This is a genomic window from Acinetobacter sp. PFS20 (genome assembly GCF_052261015.1).
In the GTDB taxonomy this organism is placed as follows: domain Bacteria; phylum Pseudomonadota; class Gammaproteobacteria; order Pseudomonadales; family Moraxellaceae; genus Acinetobacter.
Genome location: NZ_JBPVZE010000001.1, coordinates 1333278 through 1349421, shown reverse-complemented (window position 1 = coordinate 1349421; position 16144 = coordinate 1333278). Strand labels below are relative to the sequence as shown.

At 38.9% G+C, this 16144-nt stretch carries 15 protein-coding genes; 10 read left to right on the top strand and 5 right to left on the bottom strand.

Going from position 1 to position 16144, the window contains the following annotated elements; all coding sequences use genetic code 11:
* Positions 1–19 precede the first annotated feature (19 nt).
* The 4 genes from ACS125_RS06410 to tig form a co-directional block, all read right to left on the bottom strand.
* The gene (locus ACS125_RS06410) at positions 20–736 is read right to left on the bottom strand and encodes a DUF2846 domain-containing protein (protein ID WP_443271124.1); all 717 of its coding nucleotides are present in this window, start codon (positions 734–736) and stop codon (positions 20–22) included.
* Positions 737–888: 152 nt separating this feature from the next.
* Positions 889–2202 (bottom strand): ATP-dependent Clp protease ATP-binding subunit ClpX, encoded by a 1314-nt coding sequence (gene clpX, locus ACS125_RS06405; protein WP_005302193.1) that lies wholly within the window; start codon positions 2200–2202, stop codon positions 889–891.
* A 105-nt stretch (positions 2203–2307) separates the two neighbouring features.
* Entirely contained in the window at positions 2308–2913 is a 606-nt protein-coding gene (gene clpP / locus ACS125_RS06400; RefSeq protein ID WP_003654845.1) for an ATP-dependent Clp endopeptidase proteolytic subunit ClpP, read from the bottom strand.
* A 193-nt stretch (positions 2914–3106) separates the two neighbouring features.
* Complete coding sequence (tig, locus tag ACS125_RS06395; RefSeq protein WP_004794757.1) at positions 3107–4441, bottom strand: trigger factor; 1335 nt, start codon at positions 4439–4441, stop codon at positions 3107–3109.
* 414 nt (positions 4442–4855) lie between these two features.
* Here tig and ACS125_RS06390 point away from each other — a divergent pair, with 414 nt between their 5' ends.
* From ACS125_RS06390 to rdgB, 7 genes are all read left to right on the top strand, one after another.
* Positions 4856–7144 (top strand): TonB-dependent receptor, encoded by a 2289-nt coding sequence (locus tag ACS125_RS06390; protein WP_443271121.1) that lies wholly within the window; start codon positions 4856–4858, stop codon positions 7142–7144.
* A 106-nt stretch (positions 7145–7250) separates the two neighbouring features.
* Positions 7251–7934, top strand: a complete 684-nt coding sequence (locus ACS125_RS06385) for a Fe2+-dependent dioxygenase (protein WP_312820873.1) — start codon at positions 7251–7253, stop codon at positions 7932–7934.
* 458 nt (positions 7935–8392) lie between these two features.
* Positions 8393–10090 (top strand): 2-isopropylmalate synthase, encoded by a 1698-nt coding sequence (gene leuA / locus ACS125_RS06380; protein WP_005302180.1) that lies wholly within the window; start codon positions 8393–8395, stop codon positions 10088–10090.
* Positions 10091–10173: 83 nt separating this feature from the next.
* Complete coding sequence (gene metX, locus ACS125_RS06375) at positions 10174–11334, top strand: homoserine O-succinyltransferase MetX (RefSeq protein WP_443271118.1); 1161 nt, start codon at positions 10174–10176, stop codon at positions 11332–11334.
* Positions 11334–11927 carry a methionine biosynthesis protein MetW gene (metW, locus tag ACS125_RS06370; protein WP_001217230.1) on the top strand — a complete coding sequence of 198 codons (594 nt, stop codon included), beginning with the start codon at positions 11334–11336 and terminating at the stop codon, positions 11925–11927. The genes metX and metW overlap by 1 nt, the downstream gene beginning before the upstream one ends.
* The gene (locus ACS125_RS06365) at positions 11924–12511 is read left to right on the top strand and encodes a tetratricopeptide repeat protein (RefSeq protein ID WP_034596446.1); all 588 of its coding nucleotides are present in this window, start codon (positions 11924–11926) and stop codon (positions 12509–12511) included. Before metW ends, ACS125_RS06365 begins: the two co-directional genes overlap by 4 nt.
* 174 nt (positions 12512–12685) lie before the next feature.
* Positions 12686–13309, top strand: a complete 624-nt coding sequence (gene rdgB, locus ACS125_RS06360; protein ID WP_443271114.1) for an RdgB/HAM1 family non-canonical purine NTP pyrophosphatase — start codon at positions 12686–12688, stop codon at positions 13307–13309.
* Between the two features lie 194 nt (positions 13310–13503).
* On the opposite strand, the gene ACS125_RS06355 is transcribed toward rdgB, so the two are convergent.
* The gene (locus tag ACS125_RS06355; RefSeq protein ID WP_443271112.1) at positions 13504–14379 is read right to left on the bottom strand and encodes an AEC family transporter; all 876 of its coding nucleotides are present in this window, start codon (positions 14377–14379) and stop codon (positions 13504–13506) included.
* A 252-nt stretch (positions 14380–14631) separates the two neighbouring features.
* On the opposite strand from ACS125_RS06355, the gene ACS125_RS06350 reads away from it, so the two are divergent.
* From ACS125_RS06350 to tatC, 3 genes are read left to right on the top strand one after another with little or no spacing between them, the layout of a single operon-like run.
* Positions 14632–14850, top strand: coding sequence for a Sec-independent protein translocase subunit TatA (locus ACS125_RS06350; RefSeq protein ID WP_004794775.1), 219 nt, complete (start codon positions 14632–14634; stop codon positions 14848–14850).
* Between the two features lie 12 nt (positions 14851–14862).
* Complete coding sequence (gene tatB, locus ACS125_RS06345; protein WP_004794777.1) at positions 14863–15297, top strand: Sec-independent protein translocase protein TatB; 435 nt, start codon at positions 14863–14865, stop codon at positions 15295–15297.
* Positions 15294–16064 carry a twin-arginine translocase subunit TatC gene (tatC, locus tag ACS125_RS06340; RefSeq protein ID WP_004794778.1) on the top strand — a complete coding sequence of 257 codons (771 nt, stop codon included), beginning with the start codon at positions 15294–15296 and terminating at the stop codon, positions 16062–16064. The genes tatB and tatC overlap by 4 nt, the downstream gene beginning before the upstream one ends.
* The last annotated feature ends 80 nt before the right edge of the window (positions 16065–16144 follow it).

Here is a 16144-nt window from a genome sequence, read left to right as displayed (position 1 = left end):
CTTTATCTTTTGCAGTCCATTACCAAGTTAAAGGATTCCATAATTTAAATGGCTTAATCAGATGTACATCTGATTTTTCATCATATTTGGCAGGTTTTAATTCTTGTGGTTTATGTCGAATCTTTCCTGAAGCGTCTTCAGCCACAAAGTTGTAGCTAGAAGATTTAAGCTCGGTAAATGCTATCTCTCTACGTCCAATATTATCTTGCATTAACATAAATGGGCCAGTGTGTTCACCACGGTCCATTTTGTTCTCTTCATCATATTTCAAATAATAAGACGTTCCCGCCTCAACAGTGATATCAATATATTTCGGTTCTTGAAAATGAATACCAAGTAAAGGGCGGCTTGCAGAAAGACGATAAGTGCCTGCTGGTAATTCAATCCAGTAATAATGATTATGTAATAGACTCGGAATACGCTTGCCATTCACAAAAAGATTTATCGCCGCAATTTCCTGACGATTCCATTTCGTGTCTGGTCGATAAAGATAAACTACAGCAGCTTGCTGATTTTGTGGTTTGACTGGAGCAAAAGTCTGACCCAACTTTTGGTTAACCCAACCACCTACAGCAAAACCACCCACATGATATTGATCAAACAAACTAGGTTCTTTTTCAACATCAACTTTAGGTAGGGTTGCAGTCAATTCACCCGTATTTTTTTCCAAATGAGATGAACTTTGACAGCCCACAAATAGTCCGGCACAGCACAAAGATACGATTAAATAACGCATGGCATCCCTCAAAGCGTTTTGTTTTTGATTTATTTTTTACAACGCAAAACTATGCGTATTTTGTATTTTTAAGATTAACACCGCGCACATAAATTGAAAACAAAAAAAGCATGAATCACTCGCGCGATTCATGCTTTTTAGATGAATGAAATCTATGCAGACTTCGAATCAATAACCTTTAAATCTGCCTTAGCAACACTTTCATGCGTTGCAGCTTCTTTAGGCTGACGCTCTGCTTTATAAACAGGTTCTGCTTCACCATTAATGACTGCTTCATTAATAATGACTGTCCCAACGTCAGTACGACTTGGTAAATCGTACATAGTTTCAAGCAGCACGTTCTCCATAATAGAACGTAAACCACGCGCACCCGTATTGCGTTCAAGTGCTTTCTTCGCAATAGCACGCAATGCAGAATCTTCAAAGATCAGATCAACATTTTCCATAGTGAAAAGATATTGATACTGGCGAGTTAATGCATTTTTTGGCTCAGTCAAAATTTGCATTAATGCTTCTTCATCCAACTCTTCAAGTGTCGCAATCACTGGTAAACGACCAATGAATTCTGGAATTAAACCAAATTTCACTAAGTCGGTTGGCTCAACCTGACGGAACAATTCAGCAAGTTTTTTGGTTTCATCTTTGTTTTTAACATCAGCTGTAAAACCAATACCGCCTTTCTCTTGACGCTGCTGTACAATTTTTTCCAAACCGGAAAATGCACCACCACAAATAAACAAGATATTCGAAGTGTCAATTTGGATAAACTCTTGCTGCGGATGCTTACGTCCACCTTGCGGAGGAATAGAAGCCACTGTACCTTCAATCATTTTTAATAATGCTTGTTGTACACCTTCACCAGAAACATCACGCGTAATTGACGGGTTTTCAGATTTACGAGTAATCTTGTCAATCTCGTCAATATAGATAATGCCCTTCTGAGCTTTTTCTACATCGTAGTCTGCTTTTTGCAAAAGCTTTTGTACAATATTTTCAACATCTTCGCCGACATAACCAGCTTCGGTTAATGTCGTTGCATCTGCCATTGCAAATGGAACGTCTAATAGGCGAGCCAATGTTTGCGCAAGTAAAGTTTTACCCGAACCTGTAGGTCCAATTAATAGAATGTTACTTTTAGCAATTTCTACTTCTTTAGACACATGTCCATTATGACCAACTTTTAGGCGTTTATAATGGTTATAAACCGCAACAGATAATGTCTTTTTGGCAAGATCTTGACCAATTACATATTGATCAAGCGCAGCACGTATTTCATGTGGTTTTGGCAATGCCTTACTCGCCCAGTCCCCTGCTTCAACCTGTTGGCTGGTTTGTACAAGGTCTAAGCAGACATCCACACACTCATTACAAATATATGCGTCCTCACCTGCAATCAGTTTCCCGACTTCAGACTGCGTTTTACCGCAAAATGAACAATGTTTTTGTCCTTGAGGATGTTCGGACATATTCACTCCACAAATAGAATCTTAAATATTAGGGCAAGATGCACTGCATAAATAACTAAATGGAGATCTTTTTCAACATCTCAAGTTATTTATATAAGAAGGTCCTTATGGACGCTTACTTAACACCTGATCAACCAAACCATATTCTTTAGCAGACTGTGCTGTCATAAAGTTATCACGGTCAGTATCACGAGCAACAGTTTCGTAGTCTTGACCACTATGCTCTGCCATTAAGCGGTTTAAACGTTCTTTAATAAATAGAATTTCACGCGCATGAATTTCAATATCCGATGCTTGACCGCGGAAACCACCTAATGGTTGGTGAATCATGACACGGGCATTTTCTAGGCAATAGCGTTTGCCTTTAGCACCAGCATTTAATAAGAATGCACCCATTGAAGCAGCTTGGCCCATACAATATGTTACGACATCAGGTTTAATAAACTGCATCGTGTCATAAATAGCCATGCCCGCTGTCACAGATCCACCTGGAGAGTTGATATAAAGGTGGATATCTTTATCAGGATTTTCAGCTTCTAAAAACAACATTTGGGCAACAATTAGATTTGCCATGTTGTCTTCAACTTCACCTGTTAAAAAAATGACGCGCTCACGTAAAAGTCGTGAATAAATATCAAAAGAACGTTCGCCGCGAGAAGATTGTTCAACCACAACAGGAACTAAAGCATTTTCAATTGTTGGAACATACATACGTTATTTATTCCTAAATTTTTTGTGACTTAACCTATGGCAACAATATGCGGGATAATTTCTCAAATTGCAAAAGGTTCGCACTGAAATATTATATTATTTATACCTAAGTACTTAATGTCGCACTCAAATTGACCACATAAAGAAAAACAAAAAAGGCGCCTAAAGCGCCTTTTTCTGACTTCTTAAAAGATTAGCCCATACGGCGAGCTTGTTGTTCTTTCAATAAGTCATCATAAGATACAGCTTTGTCAGTCACTTTAGCACCAGCTAAGATGTGATCAACAACTTGATCTTCTAATACAACTGCTTCGATTTGAGCACGTTGTTGAGCATCATTTTTGAAGTATTCAATCACTTCAGTTGGATCTTCGTAAGAAGAAGCCATGTCGTCGATGTAAGCATCAACGCGAGCTTGGTCAACTTCAAGTTTAGCGTCAGCTAAAACTTTGCTTACCAATACGCCAAGCTTAACAGAACGCTCTGCTTGTTCTTTGAACAATTCGTCAGGAAGCATGCTCTTGTCAAAAGATTGCGCGCCTGCACCACCGAACTGTTGAGTGAACTGTTGAACCATTTGTTGACGTTGACGGTCAATTTCTTGAGCAACCATTGCAGTTGGAACTTCAACTTCGTTCGCAGCAACAAGTGCATCAAAAGCAGCTTGTTTAACTTGGTTACGTAAACCATTGCGAACTTCACGTTCCATATTCTTGCGAACGTCAGCTTTTAATTTCTCAACGCCTTCCTCTTCAGTTACACCGAAGATTTTCAAGAATTCAGCATCAATTTCTGGAAGTTTTGATTTTTCAACTTGCTTCACAGTGATTTTGAACTGAGCTGCTTTACCAGCCAAGTTTTCAGCTTGGTAGTCTTCTGGGAAAGTAACATCAATTACTTTCTCTTCACCAGCTTTCATACCAACGATGCCGTCTTCAAACCCAGGAATCATACGACCTGAACCTAATACGAGTTTAAAGTCTTCAGCAGAACCGCCTTCAAACTTTTCACCGTCGATAGTGCCTTCAAAATCAAAAGTCACTTGCATGTCTTTTTTCGCCATACCCTTGGTAACAGCCCAAGTTTGACGTTGTTTTTGCAAGTTTTCGATCATAGCATCAACGTCAGCATCTTTAATTTCAGCTGTTTTACGTTCAACTTCTAAACCGTCGAATGCTTGTACTGCAACTTCTGGATAAACTTCTACAGTCGCTTCAAAAACTAAAGCATCTTCTTTATGTTCAACTTTATCAATGTTCGGCATACCTACCGCATTGATTTTTTCTTGTTGAATTGCTTCAAAAACGCTATCACGAATGATGTCATTTACAACTTCTTGATAAATGCCTGCACCATATTCGCGGCGAACAACGTTTTCAGGTACTTTACCTGGACGGAAGCCGTTGATCTTCACAGTTTTGGCAGTGCGTTTCAAACGAGCTTCAAATTGCTCGTTAATACGGCTCGTCGGTACAGACACATTTAAACGACGGGCAACGCCCGAAACCGCTTCAGTCGTTACTTGCATGGCTTCCTCGATAAAAATTAGTGAGTAGGAACAGTTTTTTTAAAAGTGCTGTATTATATGACAACTTTCAAGATATACAAAATTAACCGATCACTTCATTTAAGTTAGCGTCATTATTCTCGTAAATTTCACAGTAATTTTATGATTCTTTAAATATTTTTCAAAAGACCTTAAGTAAAACTAATTTTTTAGTTATTCTTCATAAATCTAAAATTACAATCAAAATCTAAATTTAATCGTTTTTACAAACAATTACTAAGAATCAGTAGATTAGCTAAATAAAAGTACACTTTACTATTTAATCATTCACTTTGTCTTCATAATTCAATTGGCAAATCCAATTAACACAAACTGTACATATAAATAAGAATTATTATTATTCGCATAACGTTTTATATTTAAGTCCTGAAAGTCATGTCATTGATTAGAACACGTAAAAAAATTGTTTCATCTGCAATCGCATCATCTCTTTCTATGATTGCAACAACAGTCATGGCACAAGAAGCAATTTCACAATTACCAACCATTCACACTCAAGCAACTCACGAAGAATCTTTAAAAGTAGATGAGTCGGCAAATTCAAAATTAGTTGCTCCCCTTTTAGATACTCCAAAATCCGTTTCTATTCTTTCTCAAAAATTAATTAAAGATACAAACTCTAATACTCTACTCGAAGCTTTACGCTATGAACCTGGTATTACGTTAGGTGCAGGTGAAGGCGGTACCCCGTTTACAGATATGCCCTACATCCGTGGTTATAGTGCTCAATCATCTGTTTATGTTGATGGTGTTCGTAATTCTACTTCTCAAAATCGCGATATGTTTGCCATTGAACAAGTTGAAGTCATTAAAGGCTCTTCTTCTGCTCTTGGCGGTGGCGGTGGTGTAGGCGGAAGTATTAATTTAATCCCTAAAGTTGCTCATGAAGGTGACGTTTACCAAGGTAGCGTTCAAGGTGGTACTGACAACTATCGTCATATCCAACTCGATGCTAACAAAGATTTTGGTAACGGAGTTGCTGGTCGTGTTGTGGTTATGGGCCATGAAAACGAAAAAGCTGGTGCAAATAATGGTGCTGAATATGCTCGTGCCGGTATTGCATCAAGTCTTGCATTTGGCCTAGATACTGCAACTCGTGGAACACTGAGCTACTACTATTTACGTAGTAATGATGAACCAGATGCAGGTATTCCATTTCTTCCTGTTGGTGGAAAGCCAATTGACGTAAAACAAGGCACATATTATGGCTGGAAAGAGCGTGATTTTGATAAACGTGAAAACCACATTGGTACATTTAAATTAGAGCAAGATCTTGCTGATGATTTAACTTTGTCAAATACGATGTCATATACAAAATCTAAATCAGATTACATCTATACAAATGCAGATGACTCAAAAGGTAATGTAACGAAAAACGGTACAATTTCTCGACGTGCTTTAAGTCGTATTGTAGATACTGATGCATATAGTGATCAGCTTGCGTTAAAAGGGAAATTTAATACTGGCTCACTTAAGCACTCTTTTAATACAGGTGCCGAGTGGAGCTATCAAGAATCAAGCCAAGGTGTTTACACTTTTACAGATAACTCTGGTACAACCTCAACTGTACATAACACAAGTTGCCCTGTGAGCAGTGCCCTTTCGAATGGCTGGTGTACATCAGTAAATAATCCAATGAATGGAGCATTTACCGATACTTTAGGTAGCATTACCAATCAATATACAACACGCAGTCGTACTGTTTCTTTATATGCTTTAGATAGCATTGAATTTACCCCTCAATGGCTTTTAAATTTGGGCGTACGTTGGGATAAATTCGAAACTGAACGTAAATATAATAAAAATATTTATAAAACTGTTAAAGATATCGATAAAACAAGTACGAGTGGCAACTACACAACAGATGTAAATATCGCTGCTGGTCAGAAATTTGAAAATGACAGTGATTATTTCTCTTATCAAGCTGGTCTAGTCTATAAACCAACTGAAAATGGCAGTATCTATGCAAGCTTTGCAACTTCTGCTAACCCAGTTGGCGTAGACCAAGGTGACGGCGCAGATGCACTCTCTACATCTTCGCAACAAGCAAATGATTTAGACCCAGAAAAAGCACGTACTTTCGAAATAGGCACAAAATGGGACCTATTTAATAACCGTGCAAACTTAACTGCTGCAATCTTCCGCACAGAGAAGCAAAATACTCGTATCGCTATAGACGCCAACACTTCAACTAATGCGGGCGAAAGCAAAGTTGACGGCTTTGAAGTTGGTTTCAACGGCAAGGTAACTGATAAATGGGAAGTTTCAGCTGGTTATAGTTACTTAGACAGTGAACTTACCAAAGCAGCTTATAACGCAGTTGCTCAAGAAGGTAAGCCTCTTCCTTTCGTAGCTAAAAATAGCGCAACATTGTGGTCTACTTATAGAATCTTGCCTAAATTAACTGTTGGTGCAGGTGCGGAGTACCGTGACAAAGTATTTACGAATACAAATACGGGCACAACTATGCTTGAAGACAAGTATTTACCAACCTATACCCTTTACAATGCTATGGCTAAATACGACGTTAACAAGAACGTAAACTTACAACTTAATGTTAACAATATCTCTGACAAACGTTATTTCACAAGTGCTCACCCTGCTCACTATGCGTTTGAAGGTATGGGCCGTAATGCTGTCTTAGCGATTAACTTTAAGTACTAAGTTTAAATTCCATAATTTATTTATGGAATTAATTAAAGTTCATATAAAATAGCCTCGTCACGAGGCTATTTTTACAAATGAAGTATCTATTTAAAAGGTGTTTGCTGTGATTCATCATATCCCCAATGTTTTAAACAAAGAGCAAGTTGCCGAGTTTCGTAAACTCATGGAAGAAGCCAATTGGGTAGGTGGAAAAGTGACTGCTGGCACCTTATCTGCTTCTGTTAAAAGAAATCAGCAACTCTCGGAACAAGACCCGCTTACTCATCATTTGAGTGATATTGTCATCAAAGCAATTTGGCAAAATACAGTGTTTCAGGCTGCGGCCCTACCCCACAAAATTATTCCACCGCTTTTTAATCGTTATGATGAACATGAAAGCTTCGGTTTTCACGTGGACAATTCAATTCGTCTTATCCGTGGCACTTCTGAGCAGCTCCGCACCGATTTATCTTGTACGCTATTTTTAAGTGAACCAGAAGAATATGAAGGTGGTGACCTCGTTATTGAAGACACTTATGGTTATCACGAAGTCAAATTACCGGCAGGTGATGTGGTGCTCTACCCGTCTACTAGCCTGCATGAAGTCAGTAGCATTACTTCAGGTACTCGTTTTGCTTCTTTTTTCTGGGTACAAAGTTTGGTACGCGACGATAGTAAACGCCATCTTTTATTTAATCTTGATGAGAGCATTCGAGAATTACGTAAATCACACGGCGATAACTACCCAGAGGTCATGAAGCTCACCAACATTTATCATAATTTAATTCGTATGTGGTCAGAACTGTAACACTATTTATTTTTGCATTTTTAAGACTTAATAATATTTTTTACCTTAAAATGGCAAAAATATGAAAATAATTTTCCATAAAAAATAAAACAGCGCAAAATTAGAAAATTATTTTCTAAACAACTTAACTAAAATTATGATAAGAATTTTGCACAAGGTGTAATCATTGTTTAGATGTGATATATCTAAATATCAAGATTACCCGCAAACCATCAAACTTATTATTCTACGGTCTAGAGATGAAAACGAATTACTTGTTTGCCCAGCCTACTCAAGCAAGACATCATCTGCAACTCCTGATGCTGCGCCACGCGCGCGTATAAAAATTTTGTCTGCTTTTTAAAGCAGCACTTCAAAATTACCTTTAATTTTTCTGAATTAGATACCATATATTAAGTAGAGACGTTGCCTTTTAAATATATCCAGAGCAACCGCGCTACGAGACAAGGAGTTTTCTCATGATGTTGGCTGACCCTAGCAAAAAATACCGCCGTATGTACCAACGTGTGGATTTACCAGATCGCCAATGGCCGAATAAAGAAATTACAAAAGCGCCAATCTGGATGAGTACCGATTTACGTGACGGTAACCAAGCAATTTTTGAACCGATGAATATGGAACAAAAATTCAAAATGTTCAAAATGCTTGTGAAAATCGGTTTTAAACATATTGAAATCGGTTTCCCTTCTGCATCACAAATTGACTTCGATTTTACTCGTATGTTGATCGAAGAAAATCATATTCCTGATGACGTATACATTGAAGTTTTGGTTCAAGCACGTGACCATTTAATTGAACGTACTTTTGAATCTTTGGCAGGTGCTAAACGCGCAATTGTGCATATTTATAACTCTAACTCTCCAACCTTCCGTCAAAAGGTGTTGAATGTAGACGTTAATGGTGCAAAACAATTAGCAATTAATGCTGCTCAAAAAGTTAAAGAGTATGCTGCACAGTATCCTCAAACTGACTGGATTTTCCAGTACAGTCCAGAATGTTTCTCTGCAACCGAATTAGAAGTCGCTAAAGATGTCTGTGATGCCGTCACAGAAATCTGGGATGCACGTCCAGATCATAAAGTGATTTTAAACTTACCTGCGACTGTAGAAGTTTCTACGCCAAATGTTTATGCAGACCAAATTGAATGGATGCATCGTAATTTGGCACGTCGTGATGGCGTGATCATTTCTGTTCACTGCCACAATGACCGCGGCTGTGGTATTGCTGCATCAGAACTTGCAATTATGGCAGGTGCTGACCGTGTTGAAGGATGTGTGTTCGGTAACGGTGAACGTACAGGTAACGTTGACGTTGCAGCGATTGCATTGAACATGTATACCCAAGGTGTAGCGCCAGAGTTAGATTTCTCTAACATTAATGAAGTGATTGCAACGGTTGAAGAATGTACTGGTTTACCTGTACACCCTCGTCACCCATATGCAGGCGACTTGGTATTTACTGCATTCTCTGGTTCACATCAGGATGCAATCAAAAAAGGCTTCGAGTACCAGAAAAATGAAGAAATCTGGGACATGCCTTACTTGCCAATCGACCCGAAAGATTTGGGCCGCGACTACGATGCAGTTATTCGTGTAAACAGCCAGTCTGGTAAAGGCGGTATCGCTTACTTATTAGAAGCGAACTACAACGTTGTGTTGCCTCGTCGTTTACAAATCGAATTCAGTCAGGTTGTTCAACAATATGCTGATGATAATGGTACAGAAATTAACGCAAAAGAAATCTGGACCTTATTTAAAGACACGTATGTTGATGTGAAAAACCATCATTACACAGTCAAAAACTACAGATTATCTGACATTAATGGCACTCAAATCATCGAACTTGATGTTGATGTCGAAGGTGAAACACAACAACTTCGTGGTGAAGGTAACGGACCGATTTCTGCATTCTTAAATGCACTTCAGTTACCAATTGACGTATTGAACTATGAAGAACGCAGTATTAGTTCAGGTGCAAATGCCAAAGCGTTAACCTTAATTGAACTTCAAGTCAAAGGTACAGGCAGAGGTTCATTTGGTGCTGGTGTTCATGACAATACAGTCACCTCATCAATTGAAGCAATTATTGCATGTACTAACCGTTTGATTGATCAAGGCGTTTTAAGTACAGATCAGGTTGTTGCCGCCGCTGTTTAATTAAAAAAAAGACTTTGGAAAGGATACCTAGCTTGGTATCCTTTCTTTTTATTCCTGAAAGATTTAAAAGGCGAAATGTTCCCGTGTCTTTTCCAGCTGATTCAGTGGGGTTAGTCACTCCGCAAAAGTTCCAATTTGAAGAACCATTACATCTTGAATGTGACCGTGTTTTGCCACGTTTTGAATTAATGGTCGAAACTTACGGCACTTTAAATGCAGATAAATCAAATGCTATTTTAATCTGTCATGCCTTATCTGGACATCATCATGCAGCGGGCTATCACCATGAAGATGATAAAAAAGCTGGCTGGTGGGATAGTTGTATTGGCCCGGGTAAAGCAATCGACACAAATAAGTTTTTTGTAGTTTCGCTAAATAATATTGGTGGGTGTAATGGCTCAACTGGCCCAACGTCACCAAATCCTGAAAATGATAATCGCCCTTATGGACCAGATTTCCCATTAGTAACGGTACGTGACTGGGTAAAAACTCAGGCCATGCTTTCTGATCGTCTAGGGGTACATACATGGTATGCCGTTATTGGTGGCTCTTTAGGGGGCATGCAGGCACTACAATGGTCGGTTGACTATCCTGACCGCTTACAAAAATGTGTCATCATTGCCAGTGCGCCAAAGCTTTCAGCACAAAATATTGCATTTAATGAGGTTGCGCGTCAGTCGATCTTATCTGATCCAGACTTCCATCATGGTCGTTATTTAGAAAATGATAGCTACCCGAAACGTGGCCTGATTTTGGCTCGCATGGTCGGTCATATCACCTATCTTTCAGAAGAAGCTATGAAACAAAAATTTGGCCGTGATTTAAAATCTGGCAAATTTATGTATGGTTTTGATGTTGAGTTTCAAGTCGAAAGCTATCTCCGTTATCAGGGCGAACAGTTTAGCCGTAACTTTGATGCCAATACTTATCTCATCATGACCAAAGCTTTGGATTATTTTGACCCATCACGTGAATACAATCATTCGTTAACAGAAGCGATGGGTAAAACCAAATGTCAGTTCCTGATTGTCTCTTTTACAACAGACTGGCGTTTTGCCCCTAGTCGCTCTCAAGAAATTGTAGATGCACTTATTACCAATCATAAGCCAGTAAGTTATCTCGATATTGATGCTGAGCAAGGCCATGACTCGTTCTTATTCCCGATTCCACTGTATGTCAAAACCATGCGCGCTTTCTTAGGCGGTGAAGAACACTTAAAATCGACATCACTGGAGGCAAGTTAATGCGTATTGATCAACAACTGGCAGAAAAGTGGATTAAACCCGGCTCAAGTGTACTCGATTTAGGGTGTGGTGATGGTGAATTACTCGCTCATATGAGCCAAAAGCATCAAATTCGTGCTTATGGTTTAGAAATTGATCAAGAAAAGATTGCAATTGCCGTCAGTCGCGGGTTAAATATTATTCAACAAGATTTGAATCTCGGTTTGAGCCGTTTTGCCGACCAGTCTTTTGACTATGTGGTTATGGCACAGGCTTTGCAAGCCGTAGATGCACCAGATGTTTTATTAAGAGACATGGTGCGTGTGGGTAAACAGGCAATTATTACTTTTCCAAACTTTGCGCATTGGAAGACTCGCTCTTTTCTTGCATTAAAAGGAATGATGCCTGTATCGGATGCTCTACCATATATGTGGTATAACACCCCCAATATTCATTTATGTACATTTAAAGATTTCGAAGCACTCTGTGCGGAAAATCAGATACAAATTATTAATCGACTCGCCGTCAATGGAAATCAGCAGGGAAGCCTGTTAAGCAAACATGTTCCTAATTTGTTTGGTGAAGTCGCTATTTATCGAGTGAGTGCACTATGAAAAAGACATTATTTAGCACACTATTTGCAGGACTGCTAAGTATGCAGGCTCATGCAGATTATATCGCCCAGCCACAATCGGTTGCGAGTCAGGCTGCACGCTTTTCAACAATGGGGGTTAATGACCTTCAAAAAGCTGCAAAAGCTGGTCAAGCAGGCGCGCAGTTTTACCTTGGTACACACTACCAATATGGTAAAGATGTAGCAAAAGACGAGAAACAAGCTTTCGCATGGTTTAAAGCAGCAGCCGACCAAGGTTTATCACCAGCACAACTCAACGTGGGCCGTATGTATGCCGACGGTATTGGTGTTAAAAAAGATGAGTCTATGGCTCGTAAATACTTTGAAAAAGCAGCAAGCAATGGCGATAACCGTGCAAGCTACAACCTAGCGATGATGGAAGAGCAAAAGAAAAACTACATGGGTGCTTACCAGTGGTATGAACTTTCAACTCGTGATGGCATGCTCGATAATAAAGTGATTAGCCTATCTGAAGGTAAGAAAACTGCTCTAGCGGCGAACTTAACTCAAGAACAAATCCGTACAGCGCGTGACCGTGCAGACAAATGGATTCAAGCACAATAATAACGGTTCATCCGTAAAAAACCTTACTCGACTAAAGCCACCTTGTATACTCTATAAGGTGGCTTTAGTTTAGGTTGTCCCATTTTATATTCTATTTATTTCCCTCTATATCCCCTCTTAAAAAACACGTAACATAACTCACGTTCGATATTAGCTATAAAGTTTGGTTTTATTATGTCTACCCCACATTGGTTTGATCAGGGCAGTTTAGTTCTTGCCAGCAATAACAAAGGTAAAGTCGCTGAGTTTGAAAAACTTTTTGAACAGCTTAAGTTACCTGTAGAAATTATTCCTCAAGGTCGCCTTAATATTCCCGATGCAGTCGAAGACGGCTTAAGCTTTATTGAAAATGCTATTATTAAAGCGCGTCATGCTTCTAAAATTTCAGGTAAACCTGCTATGGCTGACGACTCTGGTATTTGTGTACCAGTCTTAGGCGGCGCACCTGGTATTTATTCAGCACGCTATGCTGGAGAACATGGTGACGATGCAGCGAATAATGCAAAATTATTAAATGACCTTTTACCCTACCGTAAAAATGGTGAAGTGATTGAAGGTATGTTTGTATGTGTACTTGCTTTAGTGACGCATGCCGAAGACCCTTTACCACAAATTTTCCAAGGCATCTGGCACGGCGAAATTTTAGAAGCTGCACGTGGCGAAAATGGCTTTGGTTATGACCCACTGTTCTGGTTACCTGAGCTACAAGTTTCTAGCGCTGAACTTTCTAAAGAAGACAAGAATAAGATTAGTCATCGTGGACAAGCGATGCAGTTATTTAGAGAAAGTTTAGTATAATTTTTTTCCATATAGCCTTTGAATACCACGTTAGAGAGTATTCAGCTTTGTATAGGCAAACCTTACTTTTCAAAGATGAAAAGTAAGCAAAAATCTTTTGTTAGACTGATGGCACGTCCTTGTGCCACAGTCTAACTAGCGGCATCCATGCCGCCTTCACACAAGCAAGCGTAGGGTTAGAATTAAATAATTAATTAGACGAACATGTGCAAAAACACTGCATAAATCGCAATACACACACAACTCACAATCGTCCCAGAAGCGATATAAGCCGCAGATCTTCCTGTTCCTTGATAATGTGTTTCTAGCGCTACAATATTGGCTGCTGGTGGCAAACAGAACATTAAAAACATGACTCCAATTTGCTGACTTATATTTGGAATCGGTAGAAATCTATAAATTAAGCCACAAAGAATAAGTCCACACACCACCTTAAATGCTTGAGCTTTGGTGCTGTAGATTAAGTCTTTTAAATGCACTCGAGTACGACGTAACCACATTCCTAATACACACATTCCAGCAAATGTCATTGCGAACTTGGCAACCTCATATACCCAATGTATGGCAGGATGCTCGATATGCTGAGCACCTAACAACCTGAGCACAAGTGCACAAAAGATTGAAATACACGGAGGAGAAGTTAAAACCTTTTTTAATATGATGAGCTTACTTTGTGGTGCTGTAGTAACTGCCGTAACAGCCCATGCATTTCCAAAAAGAGACATACCAATATATAGCGCAACAATTGGAGCCGTAGCATCAGGACCAAATAAAGCCATGGCAAAAGGAAAACCGAGCCAGCCCATGTTGGTATAACTTACGCAAAGCGCTAATAATCTGTCTTTAAATAAAGCCAAATAAGCAAAGAAAATAAGAAATGCTGAACCGAAGCTAAAGAGCATCAAACTCAAACTACCCGGCTGATAAAATACCATGTTGTAAATAATCACAACTGGAATCAGTAAGCGGGCAAGCCAAGCTGAAAGAACAGGTTTTATCGTTTCTGAAAGAGAAGTCTGAGCAAGTAAAAGTCCAGTGATAAACGCCAATATTGGCAATAACAACGCCACGTTTTCTCCTCTCCCCCATCAAAATCAGTTTGTTATGCTACACCTTTTCAAAGTGAAATGTACTTTCCATTTCAAGTAATTTAAGCGCCCGATATCGGCCTGCCTATAAATTAAATAATTAAATAACTTCTCTATGAAAATTATCTTCTTAGGCTTTACCCCCATTCACTGTCTTAAAAGTGACATATAAGTGTCACATTCCTGTCATGGCAACCTGTTGATATAAAGCAAACTGAAAAGAGGTATAAGATCATGGCCGGTTTATCTATTTGGCACGTCGTTATTTTTGCAATTGTCGTTATTTTATTATTCGGTACATCTAAATTAAAAAATATCGGTAAAGACGTAGGCGGTGCAGTAAAAGACTTTAAAAAATCAGTTCGTGAAGAAGACGAAACTGCTGCTCTTAATACTCCACGTACAATTGATGCCCAAGTCAAAACCCCCGACAGCACATCAGTGAAAAGCTAAAGGTTTTCCACCATGCTTGATGTAGGAATGACAGAGCTACTCTGTTTTGCAATTATTGCAATTTTAGTTTTAGGCCCAGATAAATTACCAGAAGCCGCACGCTTTGCTGGTCGCTGGTATGTTCGCCTAAAACGTTATATTACCAATTTGCAAAATGAGATTGATCAAGAGTTGCGTCTTTCTGAATTTCGAAAAGAAATGCAAGAAGAACTCAACCGCATTGAAGCACTAGAACGCAAAGTACAACAACAACTTGAAGAAATACAAAAACAGACTACCTCAGACAATTCAGAAAAAACTGAGGTAGCTGAAACTATATCTCAGTCTACGATGTACTCCCCTGTATCGGGTCATTATGAAGTGCCCTTTCTTGCCAGATTTACACCTTTGGCACCTCAAAGCGACACTTTAGAAACACCTCCCGTTAAATTGAAGATTGCCGTATGAACCAACTGCCTTCAACGACTGTAAATACGCAAGAAAATTTAGACCAAATGCCCATCATGAACCATTTGGTCGTTTTAAGACGTCATTTATTTAGGATTGTCGGGGTAACATTATTTTTATTCTTTTGCTTATTACCCTTTCGAAACAACACTTACCAATTATTATCTGAACCTTTAAGACTGCAACTTCCTGCATCATCGTCAATGATTGCAACAGATGTAACTGCAACCTTTATGGCGCCTTTTAAGCTCAATTTATTTGTTGCGCTTGTGCTGGCAATGCCATTTATTCTTTATGAAATCTGGACTTTTGTTCGCCCTGCGTTATATCAAAAAGAACGTCATTTAGCGCTGCCTTTACTCATCGGTAGTATTGTTTTGTTCTATGCCGGAGTTGCCTTTGCATACTACATTACACTTCCTGCAATTTTACATTTCTTTATTAGTGTATCGCCTGAAACTGTTGCACCTATGACGGATATTAATAGCTATCTAAGCTTTTGCTTAAAGCTGTTTTTAGTTTTTGGTGTCACTTTTGAAATTCCAATTGCGACGCTCCTACTCATTTTAATAGGTGTGGTAAATACAAAAAGTCTTGCTGAAAAAAGACGTTTTATTATTGTAGGATGCTTTTTCGTTGCAATGTTTATTACACCACCTGATGCAATTTCTATGGTGATGTTGGCAATCCCGATGTGGTTGCTTTTCGAACTTGGATTATTGTTCGGTAAAATTCTTGAGAAAAGAAAAGCTCAATCCGCTGAATGAAATAATATTTAAGAAAAAGTCTGAACCTCTAAGTTCAGGCTTTTTTTTATAGACCACTTTTTAATTTACAAAGCAATAAA

Bases quoted from the DNA above. Each gene is read 5' to 3' on its own strand.
- ACS125_RS06410 (WP_443271124.1), bottom strand. From the start codon at position 736: ATGCGTTATTTAATCGTATCTTTGTGCTGTGCCGGACTATTTGTGGGC.
- clpX (WP_005302193.1), bottom strand. From the start codon at position 2,202: ATGTCCGAACATCCTCAAGGACAAAAACATTGTTCATTTTGCGGTAAA.
- clpP (WP_003654845.1), bottom strand. From the start codon at position 2,913: ATGTATGTTCCAACAATTGAAAATGCTTTAGTTCCTGTTGTGGTTGAA.
- tig (WP_004794757.1), bottom strand. From the start codon at position 4,441: ATGCAAGTAACGACTGAAGCGGTTTCGGGCGTTGCCCGTCGTTTAAAT.
- ACS125_RS06390 (WP_443271121.1), top strand. From the start codon at position 4,856: ATGTCATTGATTAGAACACGTAAAAAAATTGTTTCATCTGCAATCGCA.
- leuA (WP_005302180.1), top strand. From the start codon at position 8,393: ATGATGTTGGCTGACCCTAGCAAAAAATACCGCCGTATGTACCAACGT.
- metW (WP_001217230.1), top strand. From the start codon at position 11,334: ATGCGTATTGATCAACAACTGGCAGAAAAGTGGATTAAACCCGGCTCA.
- ACS125_RS06365 (WP_034596446.1), top strand. From the start codon at position 11,924: ATGAAAAAGACATTATTTAGCACACTATTTGCAGGACTGCTAAGTATG.
- rdgB (WP_443271114.1), top strand. From the start codon at position 12,686: ATGTCTACCCCACATTGGTTTGATCAGGGCAGTTTAGTTCTTGCCAGC.
- ACS125_RS06350 (WP_004794775.1), top strand. From the start codon at position 14,632: ATGGCCGGTTTATCTATTTGGCACGTCGTTATTTTTGCAATTGTCGTT.
- tatB (WP_004794777.1), top strand. From the start codon at position 14,863: ATGCTTGATGTAGGAATGACAGAGCTACTCTGTTTTGCAATTATTGCA.
- tatC (WP_004794778.1), top strand. From the start codon at position 15,294: ATGAACCAACTGCCTTCAACGACTGTAAATACGCAAGAAAATTTAGAC.